Origin of the sequence: Bacillus sp. C28GYM-DRY-1, from assembly GCF_030519405.1 — a bacterium.
GTDB lineage: Bacteria > Bacillota > Bacilli > Bacillales > Bacillaceae > Bacillus > Bacillus spizizenii_A.
The window spans coordinates 26,720-48,213 of the sequence record NZ_JAUMKF010000023.1; the positions used below are offsets into that span (position 1 = coordinate 26,720).

A 21,494-nucleotide genomic window follows, 5' to 3' on the forward strand; every position below is an offset into this window, starting at 1 on the left:
GAGAGTAACAAAATTTACGTGGATGAAATGGTTTGCTTTTTCACACCTTTTAAGCCCTTCAGCATACCCAGCACGGTTTCGAGCCATTCATCGGCACTGCGGCCTTTAGTCTGTATGGAGATTTTGAGTTTTTTGCCTTCCATTCCCAGTCCGATTTGTCTGCCATATTTATTGCCGAGCTCAAACAGCTTCTGTCCGTCAATTTCTGCACTTGCTTCTTCAGAAATCGTCAATCTGACCGCATCTTTATCCTGCTTAATCAACTCAACACGTTCGTGTTTCGCATAAACCTTCATTTCCGCAACAGTAAACAAGTATTCGACCTCTTTTGGATAGTTTCCGAACCGGTCAATCATTTCGTCTTGAAGTTCATTCTTCTCTTCGATTGTAGCCACAGACCTGAAGCGTTTATACATATCAATTTTCTGCTTCCCGTCTTGAATGTAACTTTCAGGAATATACGCATCAAGTTCGACATCAATTTCTGTTTCAAACTGCACCTTCTTCGCTGTATCTCCTTTACGCTCTTCAATGGCCTCCTTCAGCATTTGTGAATAGAGGTCAAATCCGACCGAATCGATGAAGCCGTGCTGCTGGGCGCCAAGAAGATTCCCGGCTCCGCGAATCGTCAAGTCACGCATTGCAATTTTAAAACCGGAACCAAGCTCTGTGAACTCTTTAATAGCCTGCAGCCTTTTTTCAGCCACTTCTGTCAGCACTTTATCCCGGCGGTACGTGAAGTACGCATACGCCACACGGTTAGAACGGCCGACGCGTCCCCGCAGCTGATAAAGCTGAGAAAGACCCATCTTGTCTGCGTCAAATACGATCAGCGTATTAACGTTCGGGATATCTACGCCGGTTTCAATTATGGTTGTGCTGACGAGAACGTCTGATTCTCCCTCAAGGAAATTCAGCATAACGGTTTCTAGTTCGTTTTCTGTCATTTTCCCGTGCGCATACGCCACCTTCGCATCAGGGACAAGCATTGAGATCTCATCCGCTTTCCGCTCAATATCCTCTACCCGGTTGTACAAGAAATAGACCTGTCCTCCGCGTGCAAGCTCACGTTCAATCGCCTCTCTGACAAGGGCGCCGTTGTATTCCACAACATATGTCTGTACAGGGAAGCGGTTTTCCGGCGGTGTCTCGATGACTGAAAGATCCCTTACGCCAAGCATAGACATATGCAGCGTACGCGGAATCGGCGTTGCTGTTAATGTTAATACATCAACATTGGCTTTGATCTGTTTGATCTTTTCTTTATGCGTTACACCGAAACGTTGCTCTTCATCAATGATGAGGAGCCCTAAGTCTTTATACACGACATCTTTTGATAGAAGCCGATGCGTCCCGATAACGATATCTACAGTGCCATTTTTCAATCCTTTGATCGTTTCGTTCGCTTCTTTTCTCGTTCTGAATCTGCTGAGAAGGCCAATATTAATCGGATAGTCCTGGAAGCGTTCAGTAATGGTTTCATAGTGCTGCTGTGCCAAAATCGTTGTTGGAACGAGCAAAGCTACCTGTTTTCCGTCCCCGATGGCCTTAAACGCAGCACGTATGGCAACTTCTGTTTTTCCGTAACCTACATCTCCGCACAACAAGCGGTCCATCGGACGTTCTCTTTCCATGTCCTTTTTGATTTCATGAATGGAACGGAGCTGATCCTCAGTCTCTTGATAAGGGAACGCTGATTCGAATTCGCGCTGCATTTCATGGTCAGGAGAAAACGCATAGCCCTTGCTCGCTTCCCTTTCGGCATACAGCTTAATTAAATCATCAGCAATATCCTGAACGGATGTTTCTACTTTTTTCTTGACCCGTTTCCATTCGCTTCCGCCTAATTTATACAGCTTGGGCTCTTTTCCTTCAGAGCCGACATATTTTTGCACCTGGTCAATTTGTTCAACAGGGACGTAAAGCTTGTCGCTTCCCTGGTAATGTATATTCAAATAGTCTTTATGGATTCCATTGATTTCAAGGGTTTCGATCCCTAAGTACTTTCCGATTCCGTGATTAATATGAACGACATAATCACCGATTTGAAGCTCGGAATAGCTCTTAATGCGCTCAGCATTGGTAAGCTTCTGTTTTCGAGGCTTCTTTTTCACACGGTTTTTGAACAGTTCTTCTTCCGTAATAACGGCAAGCTTCATTAATGGCAGCTCAAACCCCGATTGTAGCTCACCTTCCATGATATAGACCTGTCCCTGAACAAGTGCTTTTTTGCTGTCTGTCATAGCGGCTTCAATATCATAATCAGCCAGAACAGATGATAATTTCTGTGTACGTTCCTTGTTAGCTCCTAAGAATACAACGGTGAAGTTGGATTTTTTAAAACGCTCCATTTCACCCGCGAGTACGTTCATTTGGCCATGGAAACTCTGCATTTGCCTGCTTGATACATTGACGATATTTTGCGGACTCGTATGCTGTACGTGCCGCAAAAATAAGGAATAGTAAAGCAGAGACCGTTTTTGCTCAGATACTATTTTTTGGAAGTTGAACGACAAACTGATATCATGCAAAATTTTCCCTTCCTCAAGAAGGTTTGTAATGAACTCCGCTTCTTCTTTTTGAAGCTGCTCTTCCATCTCATGAATCCTGCTGACTTCATCCAAAATCAGAAGTGTGTTATCAGGTGTATAATCTAGCAAACTAGCAGGCTTTTCATAGAAATATGAGAGATACTTCACCAGCTCCTGATCTGTCTGGCCTTCAGACAGGCGTTCTTTATCATGAGAAATATTCGCATGAAGAATTTCTTTTTGCTTGTCGACCTTTAATTTTTTCAGGCTAGCGGCAAGACCTTTATCGATTTTCTCCAATGCCCGCACTTTTTCTTCAGGTCTGATAATCAATTCCTTGGCAGGACCGACATTGATTGAGGTAAGGGTCTCGATTGACCGCTGATCATCTGAGTTAAAGCTGCGGATTGAATCCACTTCGGTGTCAAAAAGTTCAATTCTTACCGGATGCTCTGAAGTCAGCGGGTAAATGTCAATAATCCCTCCGCGAATACTGAATTCCCCGGGTGCCGACACCATATCAGAACGCTCATATCCTACCTCTACCAGCCGTGATGCAAGCTGATCAGGTTCGATGTCTTGGCCCACTTGAATGAGCATTTGGCTGTTTTTCCAGACCTCTACAGGCGGCAACATTCTTCTGAGTGCAGCTACAGGAGCAACGACAATTGGCGCGTCTCCATTCGTTAATCTATTAATGACATCTAATCGCTGTGCCCGCAATTCAGGGCTTGCGATTGCGATTTCTGATGAAATGAGTTCATTGACGGGGTACAAAAGGACAGACCGATCCTCTAGAAGTGAAGTCAGATCATCCGTTACTTTCTGGGCTTGATACAAGTTATGGGTGATTAGAAAGATAGGCTTATTCGTTTCATTAGCCAGGGCAGCAGTAAAAACAGAACGCGCGGAACCCGACAGACCCGCGAGCAGCTGTTCCTTCAGCCCCTCTTGTAAACCGTTGATGATGGATTTAAAGTCATCGCTTTCTTTAATAAAGGTTTGAATGTTGTCCATACGGCCCCTCCTCTCTATTTCCTGTAAGAACAGAAAAACGCTTTGGTCTAGTGTCTACACCAAAGCTTTTTATTGAATAAATGTGTGATGTTCGTGGTAATGCGGATTTCGATCAAGCGCCTCTTGGCAATCTTCACAGATCGTCGAAACATGGACATCTCCATTTTCTTTATAAGAAATCATATCGTTTCTTTCCTCGTTTGTTAAGTGCTGAAATCCAAGTGAGTCAGTCGATACCAAGGAAGATTCGAGACTGCCTACTTTCACTCCGCAATGACGACAATAATAATGCAAAGCCATACAAGGGACCTCCTGATGAAAAAGTCATTTTGGTGTAGTATGGGCTTTGTTCATTCATTTTATACCTTCGCGTTAAATTCATTCATGACTTCTAAAAACGGTTTGCTCAGAGAAGCTTCACAAGCCTTCACAGACTTATCGATCGCTCCATCAATGTCGGGTGCCTCCTCCTTGGTGAAGGAGCCTAACACATAATCAACGACCTTCATGCCGTTTACAGGCCGGCCGATTCCGATGCGGATGCGGTCAAACTCGGATGTTCCAAGATGCTGGATCAGTGATTTGATGCCATTGTGCCCTCCGGCGCTTCCTTTTGTTCTTAAACGGATCTTGCCAGTCGGAAGATCAAGGTCATCGTATATGACTGTCAAATCTTCGTTATCGACATCATAATAGTCCATTAAAGGCCGCAAACATTCTCCTGATAAATTCATATATGTAAGCGGTTTAACAAGTAGAACCTTTTTGCCGGAAACAAATCCTGTTCCATATAATCCGTTAAATTTATTTTGATTCAGCTCAATATTCCATTCCTTTGCAAGCTGATCTATCACCATAAACCCGACATTATGCCGTGTATTTTCATAGTTCTTCCCCGGGTTTCCGAGACCGGCTATCACAAGCATGGCGTATCCTCCCTTAGTCACATAGTCTCCCGTCTGCATAAGTGGGCTATAATTCTTCTCATTCTAGCACAAAAGACGTAACCGCGGGAGGGTTACGCCTTAAGCTATTATTGTTCTTTGTTTTCACCTTCAGGCTGAGCATCGGCAGATTCCTCTTCATCTATTTCAGCTGTTTCCTGCTGCTGCGGAGGAAGAATAGAAGCCACGACCTCATCTGATTCATGATTAAAGGAGTAGTCAGCGCCAGCAGGCAAATCCGCAATAGTCAGTACTTCATTTACATCGAGGTTTGAAATATCAGCCTGAATCGTTTGCGGAATGGCTTTTGGCTTAGCCTTTACAGTGAGTGCATATAGCGGTTGCTGCAACACTCCTCCGTTTTTCACTCCAATGGCTTCTCCAGTCAGTTGAATCGGAACTTCCACCTCAATGTCTTCTCTCATATTGACCACTTGAAAGTCAGCATGAGTGATTTCATTTTTCAGCGGGTCCGTTTGCAGATCTGTTACCATGACAGAATGTTTTTCTCCGCTGACGTCAAGCGTGATGACTGCATTTTTACCTTCGTCCCTCAACGTTTTGATCAGCTCCACACTGTCTAATGATACAGGTTTGTTTCCCGTGTCTTTCCCATATATGATACCTGGAACATGTCCTGAAGTACGGATATTCCGAAGAGACGAACGAGTAAAGTCCGTTCTTTCTTTTGCCGTTAACGTTGCCATATTCAGCACCATCCTATTATCGTTTTATTGTCCTATTACAAACAATACCCATAACGATAAGGATTTAAACCTCAAAAAATCGGTTTAGCTGAACAGATAGCTAACTGATTGCTGCTCATGAACGCGAATAATCGCTTCAGCCAAAAGCGGTCCGACTGAAAGCTGCTTAAACCGTTCAATTTTCTTTTCTTCAGGAAGCTTGATGCTGTTTGTCACAACAAGCTCTTTAATTGTTGAATTATTAATCCGTTCAACAGCTGGACCTGATAGTACAGGGTGTGTACAGCATGCATATACTTCTTTCGCTCCGTTTTCAACGAGCGCATTAGCAGCAAGTGTAATGGTACCTGCAGTATCGATGATGTCATCGATAAGGATAGCGGTCTTCCCTTCGATATTCCCAACAATATTCATGACTTCCGCCACGTTTGGTCGCGGACGGCGTTTATCGATAATCGCAATCGGTGCTTTTAGTCGGTCAGCCAGTTTGCGGGCGCGTGTCACACCGCCGTGGTCTGGGGAAACAATGACGATATCTTCAAGGTTTTTGCCTTCAAAATATTCTCCTAAAATCGGAACACCCATTAAGTGGTCAATCGGTATATCAAAGAATCCTTGAATTTGCGGCGCATGAAGGTCAAGTGCAATCACACGAGTCGCACCAGCTGTTTCAAGCAGGTTAGCAAAAAGTTTTGCTGTGATTGGCTCACGGGATCTTGCTTTTCTGTCTTGTCGCGCATAACCGTAATAAGGAATCACAATGTTAATTGTTTTTGCAGAAGCGCGTTTTAACGCATCTACCATAATCAAGAGTTCCATAATATGCTCGTTAACAGGGGCACTCGTAGACTGGATGATATAACAATCACATCCGCGAATACTTTCTTCGATATTAATTTGGACTTCCCCGTCACTAAATCTTGTGACAGAACATTTACCTAATTGAACTCCAACTATATCTGCGATTTCTTTTGCAAGCTCTGGATTCGAATTCAAAGAAAAAATCTTTAAATTCTTATCTCCGTATTGATTAGACATGGATAAACCTCCGAATTTTAGGATTATTTTTTATGAATAGTTTTCACATAATCGTCTTTATTTACTTGTCTCGCTCTGGCAATGGCAAGCGCTTTTCCAGGTACATCTTCCGTAACAGTTGAACCTGCTGCCACATAAGCGCCCTCTCCGACTGTGACAGGGGCAACCAAGTTGGAATTACAGCCGATAAACGCGCCATCTTCAATTTTCGTCAAATATTTGTTCTTTCCATCATAATTGACAGTTATTGAACCACAGCCCAAGTTTACGTCTGTGCCTACCTCAGCATCACCGACATAGCTTAAATGAGAAGCCTTGCTTCGGTCTCCGAATTGAGTCTTTTTGATTTCAACAAAGTTTCCGATCTTCACTTCATTCCCAATGGTAGAATCAGGTCTGATGTGAGCAAAAGGTCCTATGTTTACATCATTCCCCACTTTACTGTGATTGACTACCGATTGTTTAATAACCGTACGGCTGCCAATGGAACTATCCATAATCTCCGTATGAGGTCCGATAATCGTATCTTCTCCGATTTGCACCTCACCTTTAATCATAGTTCCGGGGTAAATTACAGTATCGCTTCCGATAACAGCGTCAGGTGAAATATACGTACTCATTGGGTCAATCAGCGTTACGCCATTTTGCATATGCTGTTTATTAATACGCTCTTTCATAAATTGTTCTGCCTGAGAAAGAGCAACTCTATCATTAACTCCGAGCGTCTCTTGGAAATTATCAGTCTGGTAAGCGGCGACAGTTTCGCCTTCGTTTTTAAGAATCTCTATGACATCCGGCAAATAGTACTCGCCTTGAGCATTATCATTAGACACCAGATCAATGGCCCGGAATAGCGCTTCATTATCAAAACAATACGTACCGGTATTAATCTCGGTCACAAGACGTTCTTCCTCAGAGGCGTCCTTATGCTCAACGATTTTTTGAACCGCTCCGTTTTCGCCGCGAATAATGCGGCCGTATCCGGTTGGATCTTCTGCAACCGCAGTTAAAATCGTAGCTTTCGCTTCTCTTTGTGTATGTTCTTTCAGCATCTGTTCCATTGTATCTGCTGTTAAAAGCGGCGTATCTCCGCAAATGACAATCGTGACGCCTTTTTCGTCAGCAAGAAATGGCTGTGCCTGTTTTACAGCATGAGCAGTGCCAAGCTGTTCTGCTTGAAGCGCGTACTCGCTTTTATCACCAAGCTGCTTTTTCACTTCTTCCGCACCATGTCCGACAATCGTGACAAGCTTTGATAAAGATAACTTTAAGGCTTCGTCCACGACGTGCTCAACCATAGGCTTACCGCAAACTGGATGAAGGACTTTATAAAGCTTTGATTTCATTCTCGTTCCTTGTCCAGCAGCTAAAACAACTGCAAACCGCTTATCCATTTATTGGCCTCCAATATCCCTTTTATCCATAGAAAAATATATCCTAAATATCTTCTGATTTCAAGGAGACTTGATGAAGTGCAAGAATTTTCTATTGAGTACAATTAAGTTTGAAAAATCAGAAATAAAAAAGGACCGCCGGCAAAAGGCTTTTGTCAGCCCTTTCAGCAGTCCTTGCTTTTTGGTTATTTTTTAAGAAGCTCCAGCTTCTTCGAATTCTAATGCTTCAGTGTCACCCAGACGATGATACTCATTTAACACGGCATCTTGAATCTTACCTCGCGTGCTTGAATTAATAGGATGAGCAATATCGCGGAACTCTCCATCAGGGGTGCGTTTACTCGGCATCGCAACGAAAAGACCATTGTTTCCATCAATCACACGAATATCATGAACAACAAATTCGTGATCCAGCGTGATGGATGCAATCGCTCTCATGCGACCATCGGTATTCACGCGGCGTAATCTTACGTCAGTAACTTCCACAGTAGTTCACCACCTTTTCCCTATATAAAAGCATTAGTGTATCAATTCCACGATTTTTTCAGAAATCCTGCATGTTTTTAAAATATTTTTTGAAAAAATAGGATATAGTTACACAATTAGGTCATGAAGCTTTCTTTTCGGGCATAAGGTAAATAAAAAAGTGATTCCGGCTCACCCAGAATCACTTTTCTTCTTATTATTTTACCAATGCAATAACTTCGATCTCGACCAGTGCGTCCTTCGGAAGTCTCGCAACTTCAACACAAGATCTCGCCGGTTTGTGAGTGTCAAAATATTGTCCGTACACTTCGTTCACGTCCGCAAACTGTTCCATATCCGCGATAAATACAGTTGCTTTTACAACTGTTTCTAAAGAAGCACCCGCTTCTTCCAGCACCGCTTTTAAGTTGCTGAACACTTGATGAGTCTGCTCCTTAATATCACCGTTCACCATTTCGCCTGAAGGAGTCAAAGGAATTTGGCCTGAGCTGTAAAACATATTGTTTACGATAATCCCTTGTGAGTAAGGCCCGATTGCCGCTGGGGCATGTTTTGTGTGGACTGCTTTTGTCATGATTCCGTCTCTCCATTCTTTAAAAGATTGTCTTTAAAAAAACGCAGAAAATTACCATTCTGAATTTCAATGGACTTCTCTTTCATGTTGATGGTTGAAAGAGTAAGCAGTGACATATATTCATCAACAAGACGTTCATTTACTCCTTCGGCTTCAACCAAGACGCCGATCCCCGCTACATTTGCGTTAAACTCATCCAACAGGTTAATCATACCATTAATAGTACCGCCTGCTTTCATAAAGTCATCTATAATGAGTACGTTTGAACCGGTTTTCATGCTTCTTTTCGCAAGTGACATCGTTTGAATGCGGTTTGAGGAGCCTGAGACGTAATTAATGCTGACTGTGGAGCCTTCTGTTACCTTGTTGTCTTTGCGAACGATGACGACAGGCACATTCAGATAGCTCGCAGCTGCGTACGCCAGAGGGATGCCTTTCGTGGCAACGGTCATGACAACATCAATTTCGCGTTCTGCAAACACTGATGCAAACAGCTTCCCTACCTTGGAGAGTACCGATGGCTTTCCTAAGATATCCGTTAAATATACATAGCCGCCCGGAAGGATACGTTCAGGATTTGCCAGCGACTGTCCAAGTGTCTGCACAAACTCTTCAGCTTCAGCCTGCTTCATTTTCGGAATATATTTGACGCCTCCGGCAGCTCCGGGAACAGTAAGCAAAGTACCGATCCCCTGCTGCTCAAAGGTTTGCTTAATAATTGTTAAATCTTCACTGATCGATGATTTTGCAGATTCATACCGCTCAGAAAAAAAGGTTAGCGGTATTAACTCGTGCGGATGGGTTAACAAATAATTTGTTAAGTCCACCAATCTGCCGCTGCGACGAAACTTCATGAACTTACCCCCAAAATCCGAATATTTTAAGATCAATATAACTTAATATACGGATTTAATCAAGAGCGTTCTGTTCGCCGATCATTCGCACCGCATAAACCTGATCGCAGAAGCCTCTTAATCCGTTATAAATTCTCTGCACCTTCGACTCATACTGAACCAGCCCAAACACTGTCGGGCCGCTCCCGCTCATTAAAACGGCATCTGCACCGAAACGTTTCATCTGGTTTTTTATCATCGCAACTTCTGGATGCATATCAAGCGTAACAGATTCAAGCACATTTCCTAAACGTCTGCACATCTTTTGAAAACTCTTTTCCTCTATAGCCTCAATCATGCCATGTACATCAGGATGCTCTACATCATCCACCTTTAGCTGTCTGTACACTTCAGCAGTTGAAACACCGATTGTCGGCTTCGCTAAAATGACCCAGCAGTGCGGAGGCGTGCTGATGTGTTTAATTTTCTCGCCGCGTCCTGTTGCTAGTGCAGTTCCGCCATAGACACAAAATGAAACGTCGGAGCCAATCTCCGCACCAAGCTCAGCAAGTGTTTCTGCGGAAAGATTTAAATTCCACAGTCTGTTCAACCCTCTAAGGGTCGCCGCTGCATCACTGCTTCCGCCGGCAAGACCGGCTGCCACCGGAATCACCTTCGTAATCATGATGGAAACTCCCTTTTTCACGTTATATCTGTCCTTGATCAGCTTGGCAGCCTGATAAGCTAAGTTTCTTTGGTCATCGGGCACAAAACGGTTGTGGGAGGAAACCCTCACTTCATCCTCTGCCAGCTCCGTCAATTCAATTCGATCTGCTAAATCAATTGTCGTCATAATCATTTCGACTTCATGATAGCCATCCGGGCGTTTTCGGGTGACGTCAAGTGACAGATTGATCTTGGCTGGCGCTTTTTCTAAAATACGCATAGCTTTCACCTACTTCTCCATCTAAACATAAGTATGAACATTGTATCACATTTGAAGTGCAGGATGAACATATCCATATTGCAGCCAATTATGTATTTATATCCAACACAAAAAACCGGGGAACAGTACGTCCCCCGGGTCACATCCTTATCGGTTATTCTGGTTCTGAGCCATTTGCTGTTCGGCGATTTCAATAGCGCGCTTTACCATGTTACCGGCATCGCGGGCCCGAATTTCGCCCCAGCCGCCATTTTTGACTGTGTCATAAAAACCAAGGTCTTTAGCCAGCTCATATTTAAACTCATCTGACATAACTCCACGACGTCTGCCCAAACGAAACAACCCCTTTTTTTAGAAGTGATAGCCATTCGTGCACGTCACGATAATATGTGACTGTTTTATCTTTTGTTAAATCAGATGGAACTCTCATTAAAATTACTGGAAACCAAAAAAGGGCAAAACAAAAAGCAGTAAACAAAAGGTTCACTGCCCGTTAAAATGCCACTGAGCTTGCGGCGTCATCATTAAATGTCAGCTCAACAGTCTCAGTCAAAATATCAGCATAACTGTATGAAACTCTTTCAAACGAGTTCTCGTCTTGATCTAGTTGTATCACAAAAACAGAAGGGTACGTCTCAGCTAAAATGCCCGAGCGCTCAATCGTTTTTCGGCGGCCACCGTTTGCTTTTAACGTCAGCCTCTTACCTAAATTCCCATCAAGCGATCTTTTAATATCGGACAACGTCTTCGCCATTGCATCCACCTCACTACATTTATTGTACAACACGAGCCCATTTTTGTCAAATAAAATTTAAATTATATCAACGTTAATAAGACGTTGTCAATAAAATTATTTTGACAAAATTCTATGATTCCTCAATTATTTTCCGCAAGCTTCGGTAAATTATGTATCATTATGCAAAATAAAAAACCCGCATAGATCTCCTATACAGGTTTTCAGCTGTTAATTAGACTTATAAGGCATTCCAATTCTCAGCACTCCTCTTGTTTCAATACCTCCGAGCCCTTTCTCTCTTGTCAGCGTATTTCGGAGTACTTCCCATACATTGATACGTTCCATAAACGGCGTAAAGCTGATTTTCGCGACGATATATACCGGATCAAGCGCATGAATGTTGACTCTTGATGGTGAACTCGCGAAATTTGCCCCCGCTTTTATGAGTGATTCAAAATGGGATTGGCAGGCCCCCGCAAATATAACAAGCTGATCTAAGTGAGGGGTCTTTTTTCGGGCATTCTGAACCGTCTCAACAAAGTGCTTTGAATGTCTGTACGCGTTCAAATCATCAATGCTGCCCTTTTGCTTCGAGTATGCATCATGCCCTGTTATCACCAGGATGTCAGGTCGATATTTGTCGAGCAATTCTCCAATAGAAGCAGACATTTTCTTTTCATGGCAGTGGATGCCGTAGACCGGCACTCCAATTTTTTTATAGACATTCAAGCATTTTTTGAGATATGCTTCATCACCATCCAGATGAAGCACCTTGCCTGGCATATGAAAATAATGCTCCTCATGCTGATATTGGCTTGTCGCGTAGTACTCCTGCTTTTCTCTGAGCAGCTTATAATCCTGGCGGAGCAATTCGAGCGATTCATTCATTCTGCTCTCATCTTTCTTTTTCCGCATCATCTGCTCATCTTTTTTCACTGCTACCAGATCAGAAAAATCCGAATCAGCAATCAGCCTGACTTCATCACCATGCAAAATAGCAATGGAATTTCCTTTGCTTGTTTGCTCTATCCCTATAATGCGAAACAAAACATCCATTTGATAGGATTTTCTGGCTACCATATCCCCTATTTGAAATTGCACGTTCCTCACTCCACACATAGACTAAGCCTCATCATGAAAGAAAGAGCCTTGAGAAAGCGCCTTTTTTCGCTGAGTCCAAGTTTTTCTTATCATTGAATGAAAGGTCCTTCTCTAGCCTATGTAGCGGCAGTCCATGTGGTGCGCAAAACAAAAAGCCCTTTTAGAAAAGGGCTTTATACAATCCGTTAGACAGCGCGGCGAACTCCTCAATAGACAGAGATTCGCCTCGGCGCTTGCCGTCAATATTTGTTTCTTCCAGCACTTGCTCAATCGTTGATTTTTGTGCTTTTCCTTCAGGCAAATTGTTGACTAAGTTATTAAGCAGCGTTTTACGGCGCTGAGCAAAGCTTGCCTTGATTAATTGAAAGAAAAAGGCTTCGTTCTCCACGTCCACTGCCGGGCCGTCGCGGAGAATCAGCCGAATGACTGCGGAATCAACGTTTGGCTGAGGAACAAACACAGTTTTCGGAACTGTCATCACCGTTTTGGCTTCTGTATAAAATTGCACCGCAATTGAAAGCGAGCCGTACTCCTTAGATGAAGGGTCTGCCGCCATGCGCTCTGCCACTTCTTTTTGCAGCATGACCACAATCCCTTTCAGCGGAAGATGTTCTTCCAGGAGTTTCATGATAATCGGCGTTGTCACGTAATAAGGAAGGTTGGCTACAACCATAATCTCATCACAGTCTTGAAATTGTTCTTCAATGACCGATTTGACATCCGCCTTTAATACGTCCTGATGAATGACAGTGACATTGTCATAAGGAGACAGTGTATCCTTCAGGATAGGCAATAATCGCTGGTCAATCTCGAATGCCACGACCTTTTTCGCCCGCTTGGCAATTTGTTCGGTCAAAGCCCCGATTCCCGGGCCGATTTCTATGACACCAGTTTTCTCCGTCACTTCCGCGTGATCGACAATTCTGTCTAAAATGTTCGTATCAATTAAGAAATTTTGTCCTAAGCTCTTTTTAAAAGAAAAACCGTATTTTTTCAGTATCTCTTTCGTTCTAATTGGTGTCGCAATATCTTTATTCATTCTGTTCCTCCCGCTTAACGGTATCGAGCGCACTCATAAAATCACTTCTTTTAATTTGAAACATTTGCAGCCGTTTTTGAAGCTGTTTGCCATTTGTATAACCGATTTTCAACAGATCACCCAGTCGTTCGCGTCGGCGTTTGGCCGCAGATCCGCCAATCAGTCCAGCATGAATCAAATCCTCAGCTAAAATATCACTCGGCTGCGCTTCCATCTCTTCGTGCACGTTTTCTAAACATGCCCTAATGCTTTCAATCGATGCGTGCTCCACACCAATTCCTCGCTTGTTTTTAGGTTTGGCAAGATGCTTGGGTAAAAATGCATGCTTACAGCCGGGTACAGCCTCTGAAATGGTTTTGCGAATCTTCTCTCCCGGGAAGTCCGGATCCGTTAAAATAATGACGCCTCTCGTCTTCTGGGCTAAACGGATTCGGTCAATCACTTTATCATCAATGGCTGAACCATTTGTTTCAATTGTGTCTGCATCAACAGCCAATTTGATGCGGGCCGTATCGTCACGCCCCTCGACCACAATGATCTCTTTAATTTTCATTATTTCCTCCAAAACAAAATAAAAACTTTTGTATATTTATGAAACTTTTTCTTATGTCGAGCGTCTAATAAGCAGAAAATACACTTTGTCTATTATAACGAAAAAAACAGAGGGCGCAAAACCCTCTGAATAGATAAGTATATATTAATTTAAAATTTTAATTTTGACTGTTTTATTTCCCCATCGGTACGCCGATGATTTCTCTGGGAAAAAGACGTCTATTTTGTTCCCTTTAATCGCTGAACCAGTATCTGCAGCAATGGCATATCCATAGCCCTCAACATGAACTTTCGAGCCTAACGGAATGACATTTGGATCTACAGCGATCACTTTGGCATTCGGATTATTTTTCAAATTGACGCCTGTAGCTGTATGCCCTGAACAACCGCTGCAGCTAGCCGTATAAGCCGTAGATGATACAGTCATGACTTTGCCTGTTGATTCATTGCTGCGGGACACAACTGTTTTTGAATCGCCGGAAGTACTGACCTTTTCAATCTTTGGACTGCTTTGCTTTGTTCCGACAGCAATTACCTTATCTTTGCTTTGTTCAGCTGTTTCTTCTTTTACAAGCTCTCTGGACACTTCTTTGCCGTTTTCTTTGACGACTTCGAAATGTTTTTTAAGCTTGCCTTCTTTTCCTTTTTGGACGACCTTTTCTTCCCCTTTTTCAAGAGAAGCGTCTTCTTGCTTTTTCACATCAAACGCGATTTTCTCTTCAACTACATCGGTGACCTTTTCGATACGAGTAATTATAATATCAGCCTTTCCTTTCGTCAGTTTTGCATCTAACGCAGGCTTGATTTTATCTTCGTCTTTTATGTTCATCTTTTGCTGTTTTAAAAAGTCAGCGACCGTAGTCGAAATCGTCCAGATCTTCTTTTGTTTACCTGCATCATTCACAGTAACCTGGAACGCGGGTTCTATGTTAATCTTCATGTCTTTCGAAACATCTGTATCTATTGCGGGATCAATTTGATCTTGTTCTTTCACTTCAACATCTTGTTCGTCCAGTAATGCACCGACCGTTTTTGCTGTTGACCATAATGTCTTTTCTTCCCCGTTTATTGTAAGCTTCACAGGTTTTGCAGCCTCATACACAACGTCCATATCTGCTGTTATCTTTGTCTGTTTAGCAGGTGTGATCTTGTCTTCGTCTCTGGTCTCTATATCAAGCGTCTCTAAAAGATCACCGACTGTTTTTGCATGTGTGCGTATAAGTTTCTTTTTGCCATTGATAGAAACTGAGACTGATTGTTTTGTCAGCTCATGAGCCGCATACGCAGTCCCGCTTCCTGCCAAAAGGAAACAAGCAGCAACCAGAATGACTTTGCTTTTGCTAAGCTTTACGGAAAACAGCTTTTTCATTTTTTGTGTGATGAAAAACGCCTCCTTCTCCTCGGAGAGATTATATAGAGTATATAAAAGGCTGTCAACCCTCCCCTCTCTTTCTCCAAAAAGCTCAGTGTCTTCTTCATTATCCTGAATTACACTGAGAAACGGAAGAAAGACTTGTCGACAAACCTATCCTATGAGGAGAAGAAAGCATGTAGAACTTTTATAGAAAAACGCTGTAAGGGACAAGCTCTTACAAAACCCGCTAGCGTTTTTTGTCAGTTTATACGAAAAAGTCTTTTTGCATTTTCCGTCGTAACTGATGCAATTTCTTCAAAGGTCATTCCTTTTAATTCAGCGATTTGCTCTGCCACATATTTCACATAGCTTGGCTCATTTCTTTTTCCGCGAAAAGGATGAGGTGTGAGAAACGGGCAGTCAGTTTCAATCAGCAACCGGTCATTCGGGATTTCCTTCACAACTTCCTTCGGCTTCTTCGCATTTTTGAATGTCACCGGTCCCCCAAATGATAAATAAAAATTCATTTTCATGCATTCTCTCGCCACTTCCGCACTTCCTGTAAAGCAGTGCATAATCCCGCCCACAGCTTCTGCGCCTTCCTCTTTCAAAATTGTCACGACATCCTCCGTTGCATCACGGTTGTGAATGATAATAGGAAGGTTGACCTCTTTTGCTAAGGCGATTTGTTTTCTGAACACCTCTTTTTGAACATATTTAGGAGATTTATCCCAATGATAATCCAGTCCCATTTCACCTATTGCTACCACTTTCTCATGAGCAGAAAGCTCTCTTATCCACTCTAAATCTTCCTCTGTCATATCAATTGCGTCAACCGGATGCCAGCCGATGGCTGCATACATAAAATCATATTGCTCAATCATTTCCATCGCACGGCTAATGGTCGGACGGTCAAAACCAACTACAACAATTCGTTCCACTTTTTCAGCTTTTGCCCGTTCAATCACCTCTTCCAAATCAGTATCATATTGTTCTGCATTTAAATGCGCGTGTGTGTCAAATAACATAAGTCAAAAACTCCTTTCTTGTCGAAACACAAAAGGTGTTCGACGAATTGTTACACGTGAAACACCTTTTGTTTATCATTATTTAATTCTTGTGCCTTTTGGTAACGACTGATCGATAGACACGACTTTTAATACGCCGTCTGCTTCGCCTGCAAGGATCATACCTTGAGAAAGCTCTCCTCTCAGTTTAACCGGTTTTAAATTTGTTACACAAACAAGTTTTTTCCCAATAAGTTCTTCAGGCTTATAGTGCTTCGCAATGCCGGAAACAACTTGGCGTTTTTCAAAGCCAAGATCCAGCTGCAGCTTCAATAAACGGTCCGCTTTTTTCACCGGCTCTGCCTGAATGACCTCAGCCACGCAAAGTTCTACATCCATAAATTGATCAATCGTAATTTCAGGTAAACGATCAACCTCTTGCGGCTCTTCTTCTTTTGCTTCTTCCTTAGCTGGCGCCGAGCCCTGCATTTTCCCTTTGATGTAAGCAATTTCTTCTTCTGCCTCTAAACGCGGGAACAACGGCTCGCCTTTTTGTACATTTGTATCTTTCAGCTGGCCGAAAGCTGTAATGCTATCCCAAGCTTTTAAAGCTTCATCAGTAATGCCAAGCTGCTCGAACATTTTTTCTGGTGTCTTCGTTAAGAACGGCTGAAGCAGCACTGCTGAAATACGCAATGATTCAGCAAGGTGATACATAACTGAGTGCAGTTCTTCTTTTTTTGCCGGATCTTTGGCAAGCACCCATGGAGCTGTCTCATCAATGTATTTATTTGTGCGGCTGATTAGCTGCCATAATGTCGAAAGAGCTACCGAGAATTCCATGTTTTCCATTGCTTTCTCGTAAGTCTTCACTGTTTCTTCAGCGACAGAAGTGAGCGTTTGGTCAAATTCCGTCACGGCACCCTTGTAAGAACCGATTTGTCCGTCAAAATACTTATTGATCATCGCAACCGTACGATTCAAAAGGTTTCCTAAATCATTCGCTAAATCATAGTTAATCCGCTCAACAAAACCTTCCGGCGTGAATACACCATCTGATCCGAATGGCACTTCGCGAAGCAGATAATAACGAAGCTCATCTAAACCGTAGCGTTCAATTAATGTAACTGGATCTACAACGTTCCCTTTTGATTTCGACATTTTTCCGTCTTTCATCAAAAGCCAGCCATGCGCAAATACTTGCTTCGGCAACGGCAGATCCAGGGCCATCAGCATAATTGGCCAGTAAATGGTATGGAATCGAACAATTTCCTTACCGACTAAATGAACATCGGCAGGCCAATATTTTTGATAAAGCTCATCATTTTCTGTATCATAACCGAGTGCTGTTAAATAGTTAAATAGCGCGTCAATCCAGACATATACAACGTGTTTTGGATTTTCCGGCACCTTCACACCCCAGTCAAAAGTGGTACGTGATACAGCCAAATCCTCAAGTCCAGGCTTGATAAAGTTGTTAATCATTTCGTTTTTGCGTGATTCCGGCTGAATGAATGTCGGGTTTTCTTCATAGAATTTCAAAAGACGATCCGCATATTTACCCATACGGAAGAAATAAGATTCCTCTTTGATTAATTCAACTGGGTGTCCGCTGTCAGGGCTTTTACCACCGATGACCTCTCCCTTTTCATTTCGCTCAATATCAACCAGCTGCGTTTCCGTGTAGAATGTTTCATCCGGGATACTGTACCAGCCTTCATATTCATCAAGATAGATGTCTCCGTTATCAAGAAGCTTTTGAAACACCTTTTCAATCACAACTTTATGCCGTTTTTCTGTCGTACGGATAAAGTCGTCATTTGAGATTTCAAGCTGCTTCCACAGTTTCTGAATATCTGCCGCTGCACGATCCACATACTCCTGAGGTGTAATGTTTTCCTGTTCAGCTTTTTGCTGAATTTTTTGTCCATGCTCGTCCGTTCCTGTTAAATAGCGAACATCGAATCCTTTTAATCTTTTGTAGCGTGCCATCGCATCTCCCGCGACTGTCGTATATGCATGGCCGATATGTAATTTCCCGCTCGGATAATAAATCGGTGTTGTAATGTAAAATGTATTGTTTTCTTGCGGCATCTTGAAACCTCCCAATCAGAATGTCAAAAAGCTCCCGCCCAAAGGACGAGAGCGGCGATAAGTGCAAATCATATATGAATATTATTTATATTTATCCTTTATCTATGATACCATCTTAGCCTTTAAGATCAAGAATATATACGTATGCCCTGAAAAAGAATAATTAAAATTAAAAATCTTTAATGAAAGTAAAAAAAGTCTGTCGATGTCGAACTTTGTCGTATATAATCAAATGAAATAAAAAACCTTGGTTCGAAAGTCTTGATTTAAAAGGATTTTTAGTAGGATAATAGCTTTATTAGAAGTTTATAAAAAGCTGTTATTTCAGTAGTTTCTGATACATTACTGACTATAAGAACTAAATCTTACAATCAATAGCAAACAAAATGATTGACGATTATTGGAAACCTTGTTATGCTATGAAGGTAAGGATTTTGTCGAATAATGACGAAGAAAAATATAATTTAAACAAATAATCATCTCTTGGGAGGAGAAAGTTTATGAAATCTACTGGTATTGTACGTAAAGTTGATGAGCTAGGACGTGTAGTTATTCCTATCGAATTGCGTCGTACTCTTGGAATTGCAGAAAAAGATGCTCTTGAAATTTATGTTGATGACGAAAAAATCATCCTTAAAAAATATAAACCAAACATGACTTGCCAAGTAACTGGTGAAGTTTCTGATGATAACCTTAAACTTGCAGGCGGTAAATTGGTCCTTAGTAAAGAAGGCGCTGAACAAATCATCAGCGAAATCCAAAACCAGCTTCAAAACCTTAAATAAACATTTCTCATACAAAAAACGTTCTTGTTATGACACAAGAACGTTTTTTTATTGCTGAATATGATAAGCATCATACACTTCACGCTTTGGAACATTGCGATCGACTGCTGCTTTTTTAATAGCTTCTTTAGAAGTAGCGCCTTTCGAGATGTAATGTTCGACATGTTCTTTCGCCGTGAGGTCTTCCCACCATTGTGTTTCCTCATCTGATTCTTCATTTTTACTGCCTTCTACGACGAGACAAAACTCACCGCGTATCTGATCCTCGTTTGCCCATTCAATGACCTCGGTTATCGTGCCTCTGATAAACTCTTCATATTTCTTTGTGAGTTCGCGCGTAACAGCAATTTCCCGATCACCTAATATCTCTGCCATCACTGACAAAGTTTCCTTCAATCTATGGGGTGCTTCATAAAAGATGATCGTTTCCTTCCGTTTTTTAAGACCATCAAGCTCCTTCTTCTTTTCTTTTTTCTGTCTGTTGAGAAAACCGTAAAAGAAGAAAGGCTGCGGTACAATACCTGAAGCGATTAGAGCCGTTAATGCAGCATTGGCTCCCGGCAGCGGAACAACATAACCGCCTATCTCTGTAAAATCCTTCACGATTTCCGCCCCCGGATCAGAAATCGTCGGCAGCCCGGCATCACTGACAAGAGCAATGTTTTTTCCCGACTTCAGCCATTCTATAATTTTATGGCCGCTGCTCTCTTTATTATGTTCGTGATAACTAACGAGCGGTGTTTCAATTTCATATACATGACAAAGTTTCTTCGTTTGTCTTGTATCTTCCGCAGCAATCGCATCCACTGATTTCAGTGTGTCGATCGCCCGAAATGTCATATCTTCTAAATTTCCAATTGGGGTTGGGACCAAATAAAGAATCCCCATGTCCGACTTTCCATTAAAGCTCATTTGGCGCCTTAACATATACAGCCTCCTTGCTGTTCCGCTTTTCTTCTATATATAGCTCTTTTTTCTTTCGGGTTAGTTTTTTGAAATAATATTCCGCCTGCATGGCTTCCCGCTTTGTTGTGAAAACTTCGGCAAAAATCAATTCAACCGGACGCCTTGCTTTTGTATATTTTGCGCCCTTTCCGTCATTGTGTGTTTTTACCCGTTTCTGCAGATCGTTGGTATACCCAGCATACCAGCTATTGTCCCTGCACTGCACGACGTAGAAGAAATGGTTATTTGTCTCCATATAAAATGGTTCTGATCTCTTTCGTATATTCATTTTGTTCGTCATAAACGAATAAAGGGGGAAGAACTTTCAAATCCGGACGCCCGCCTTTAATGCCTTCAACCAAAATGGTATTGGCTTCTTTCCCTTGCTTCGGATAAACAAATTGCACACGCTTCGGCTCAATTTGGTAAGCTTTCATCAGTTCAAAAATCTCCAGAAGCCGTCCCGGCCTGTGAACAAGGGCTGCCTTTCCTCCTTGCTTGAGCAGCTTGCTGCTGACTGAAATGACATCTTCCAGTGTACAGTGAATTTCATGTCTTGCGATTCTAAGATGCTCATTCATGTTTTGTTCAGTTTGTTTCGGCGTTTTAAAATATGGGGGATTGCAGGTGACAACATCATATCGATTATGTCCCAACTGCTCCGGCATATTTTTCAGATCATCATGTATGATCTCAATCTGCTCCTGCAGCTTATTATACTCAACACTGCGAACAGCCATATCATGGAGTCTTTCTTGAATTTCAACTCCAAGTATGTCTGCTTTTGATCTTGTACTGAGCAGCAGCGGCACAATGCCATTGCCAGTGCATAAATCAACAATTTTTCCTTTTTGAATCGGAACGTAGGCAAATTTGGACAGAAGCACAGCATCCAATGAAAATGCAAACACCGTTGGACTTTGTATGATTTTCATGTCCTCTGCCAGCAAATAATCTAATCTTTCATCATCACGTAATGAAACCATCTTCTTATCCTTTCAAGTACCTTTGAAAAAGGCTCCCGTCTTATGCGGAAGCCTTGTCCTTATTTTTTATTTAAGAATGACAGACAGAAAAGACAATCTTCTTTTCGAACACTTCCATAGTGAACATTGCAGATATGAAATCCTTCTTGATACAGCCGTGCCAGATTATCATATCCTTCCCCTATATCAGTTTGCTCTGTTTTCTGTGTTTTTGATTCTTTTTTATCAGCTTTGAACTTCTCAATCTGCTGCGTCGTATCGTCCAGCCTTTTGCGCAAATGCTTATTTTCAAGCTGTAAATGATGATTTTCCTCAATCATCTCACCGATATGCTGCTTCAAATCCCCCAGCTGCCGGTACAGTGAACCAATTTGTTCTTCTAAGTTAATGACTGTATCAAATAACTCTTTTTTATCCAAGGTTCC

General features: G+C 42.2%; 23 protein-coding genes. 1 reads left to right on the top strand and 22 read right to left on the bottom strand.

All coding sequences use genetic code 11. From position 1 onward, the window contains the following. Positions 1 to 14: 14 nt before the first annotated feature. From mfd to metG, 18 genes are all read right to left on the bottom strand, one after another. Complete coding sequence (gene mfd / locus Q3W56_RS17665) at positions 15 to 3,548, bottom strand: transcription-repair coupling factor (protein ID WP_302896335.1); 3,534 nt, start codon at positions 3,546 to 3,548, stop codon at positions 15 to 17. Positions 3,549 to 3,617: 69 nt separating this feature from the next. Continuing rightward, complete coding sequence (gene fin, locus Q3W56_RS17670) at positions 3,618 to 3,848, bottom strand: anti-sigma-F factor Fin (RefSeq protein WP_003218360.1); 231 nt, start codon at positions 3,846 to 3,848, stop codon at positions 3,618 to 3,620. A gap of 59 nt (positions 3,849 to 3,907) precedes the next feature. Continuing rightward, a complete protein-coding gene (pth, locus tag Q3W56_RS17675; protein ID WP_014112304.1) occupies positions 3,908 to 4,474 on the bottom strand; it encodes an aminoacyl-tRNA hydrolase in 567 nt (188 codons plus the stop codon). Between the two features lie 107 nt (positions 4,475 to 4,581). Continuing rightward, the gene (locus Q3W56_RS17680) at positions 4,582 to 5,199 is read right to left on the bottom strand and encodes a 50S ribosomal protein L25/general stress protein Ctc (protein WP_302896336.1); all 618 of its coding nucleotides are present in this window, start codon (positions 5,197 to 5,199) and stop codon (positions 4,582 to 4,584) included. A gap of 84 nt (positions 5,200 to 5,283) precedes the next feature. Further along, positions 5,284 to 6,237, bottom strand: coding sequence for a ribose-phosphate diphosphokinase (locus tag Q3W56_RS17685; RefSeq protein WP_064814082.1), 954 nt, complete (start codon positions 6,235 to 6,237; stop codon positions 5,284 to 5,286). A gap of 23 nt (positions 6,238 to 6,260) precedes the next feature. Continuing rightward, positions 6,261 to 7,631, bottom strand: coding sequence for a bifunctional UDP-N-acetylglucosamine diphosphorylase/glucosamine-1-phosphate N-acetyltransferase GlmU (glmU, locus tag Q3W56_RS17690; protein WP_019713012.1), 1,371 nt, complete (start codon positions 7,629 to 7,631; stop codon positions 6,261 to 6,263). Between the two features lie 192 nt (positions 7,632 to 7,823). Further along, entirely contained in the window at positions 7,824 to 8,117 is a 294-nt protein-coding gene (spoVG, locus tag Q3W56_RS17695) for a septation regulator SpoVG (RefSeq protein ID WP_003218346.1), read from the bottom strand. 196 nt (positions 8,118 to 8,313) lie between these two features. Next, positions 8,314 to 8,691: a 2-iminobutanoate/2-iminopropanoate deaminase gene (gene ridA, locus Q3W56_RS17700; protein WP_019713010.1), complete on the bottom strand. Its 378-nt coding sequence runs from the start codon at positions 8,689 to 8,691 to the stop codon at positions 8,314 to 8,316. Next, positions 8,688 to 9,545 (bottom strand): pur operon repressor, encoded by an 858-nt coding sequence (gene purR / locus Q3W56_RS17705; RefSeq protein ID WP_019713009.1) that lies wholly within the window; start codon positions 9,543 to 9,545, stop codon positions 8,688 to 8,690. The genes ridA and purR overlap by 4 nt, the downstream gene beginning before the upstream one ends. A 55-nt stretch (positions 9,546 to 9,600) precedes the next feature. Further along, positions 9,601 to 10,470: a 4-(cytidine 5'-diphospho)-2-C-methyl-D-erythritol kinase gene (gene ispE, locus Q3W56_RS17710; protein WP_029316960.1), complete on the bottom strand. Its 870-nt coding sequence runs from the start codon at positions 10,468 to 10,470 to the stop codon at positions 9,601 to 9,603. A gap of 147 nt (positions 10,471 to 10,617) precedes the next feature. Further along, complete coding sequence (locus Q3W56_RS17715; RefSeq protein ID WP_003218333.1) at positions 10,618 to 10,803, bottom strand: small, acid-soluble spore protein, alpha/beta type; 186 nt, start codon at positions 10,801 to 10,803, stop codon at positions 10,618 to 10,620. 160 nt (positions 10,804 to 10,963) lie between these two features. Beyond that, a complete protein-coding gene (gene veg / locus Q3W56_RS17720) occupies positions 10,964 to 11,224 on the bottom strand; it encodes a biofilm formation stimulator Veg (RefSeq protein WP_003218330.1) in 261 nt (86 codons plus the stop codon). A 210-nt stretch (positions 11,225 to 11,434) separates the two neighbouring features. Then, positions 11,435 to 12,307, bottom strand: coding sequence for a sporulation-specific protease PrtG (gene prtG, locus Q3W56_RS17725; protein ID WP_019713007.1), 873 nt, complete (start codon positions 12,305 to 12,307; stop codon positions 11,435 to 11,437). Positions 12,308 to 12,467: 160 nt separating this feature from the next. After that, positions 12,468 to 13,346, bottom strand: a complete 879-nt coding sequence (rsmA, locus tag Q3W56_RS17730) for a 16S rRNA (adenine(1518)-N(6)/adenine(1519)-N(6))-dimethyltransferase RsmA (RefSeq protein ID WP_019713006.1) — start codon at positions 13,344 to 13,346, stop codon at positions 12,468 to 12,470. After that, complete coding sequence (rnmV, locus tag Q3W56_RS17735) at positions 13,339 to 13,899, bottom strand: ribonuclease M5 (RefSeq protein ID WP_302896337.1); 561 nt, start codon at positions 13,897 to 13,899, stop codon at positions 13,339 to 13,341. Before rnmV ends, rsmA begins: the two co-directional genes overlap by 8 nt. A 144-nt stretch (positions 13,900 to 14,043) precedes the next feature. Beyond that, the gene (locus tag Q3W56_RS17740) at positions 14,044 to 15,267 is read right to left on the bottom strand and encodes a G5 and 3D domain-containing protein (protein WP_302896338.1); all 1,224 of its coding nucleotides are present in this window, start codon (positions 15,265 to 15,267) and stop codon (positions 14,044 to 14,046) included. 245 nt (positions 15,268 to 15,512) lie between these two features. Next, entirely contained in the window at positions 15,513 to 16,280 is a 768-nt protein-coding gene (locus Q3W56_RS17745) for a TatD family hydrolase (RefSeq protein ID WP_302896339.1), read from the bottom strand. Between the two features lie 78 nt (positions 16,281 to 16,358). Then, the gene (gene metG, locus Q3W56_RS17750; RefSeq protein WP_302896340.1) at positions 16,359 to 18,353 is read right to left on the bottom strand and encodes a methionine--tRNA ligase; all 1,995 of its coding nucleotides are present in this window, start codon (positions 18,351 to 18,353) and stop codon (positions 16,359 to 16,361) included. 500 nt (positions 18,354 to 18,853) lie between these two features. On the opposite strand from metG, the gene abrB reads away from it, so the two are divergent. After that, positions 18,854 to 19,138, top strand: a complete 285-nt coding sequence (abrB, locus tag Q3W56_RS17755) for a transition state genes transcriptional regulator AbrB (RefSeq protein ID WP_003218316.1) — start codon at positions 18,854 to 18,856, stop codon at positions 19,136 to 19,138. A 48-nt stretch (positions 19,139 to 19,186) separates the two neighbouring features. On the opposite strand, the gene rsmI is transcribed toward abrB, so the two are convergent. The 4 genes from rsmI to yabA are packed head-to-tail and all read right to left on the bottom strand — an operon-like array spanning position 19,187 to position 21,488. Continuing rightward, a complete protein-coding gene (rsmI, locus tag Q3W56_RS17760; protein ID WP_302896341.1) occupies positions 19,187 to 20,065 on the bottom strand; it encodes a 16S rRNA (cytidine(1402)-2'-O)-methyltransferase in 879 nt (292 codons plus the stop codon). Beyond that, on the bottom strand, positions 20,040 to 20,339 hold the full coding sequence (locus tag Q3W56_RS17765; protein ID WP_268399231.1) for a GIY-YIG nuclease family protein: 300 nt from the start codon (positions 20,337 to 20,339) through the stop codon (positions 20,040 to 20,042). The genes rsmI and Q3W56_RS17765 overlap by 26 nt, the downstream gene beginning before the upstream one ends. Beyond that, the gene (locus tag Q3W56_RS17770) at positions 20,326 to 21,069 is read right to left on the bottom strand and encodes a tRNA1(Val) (adenine(37)-N6)-methyltransferase (protein WP_268399232.1); all 744 of its coding nucleotides are present in this window, start codon (positions 21,067 to 21,069) and stop codon (positions 20,326 to 20,328) included. The genes Q3W56_RS17765 and Q3W56_RS17770 overlap by 14 nt, the downstream gene beginning before the upstream one ends. A 59-nt stretch (positions 21,070 to 21,128) precedes the next feature. Then, complete coding sequence (yabA, locus tag Q3W56_RS17775; RefSeq protein ID WP_003218308.1) at positions 21,129 to 21,488, bottom strand: replication initiation-control protein YabA; 360 nt, start codon at positions 21,486 to 21,488, stop codon at positions 21,129 to 21,131. Positions 21,489 to 21,494 lie beyond the last annotated feature (6 nt).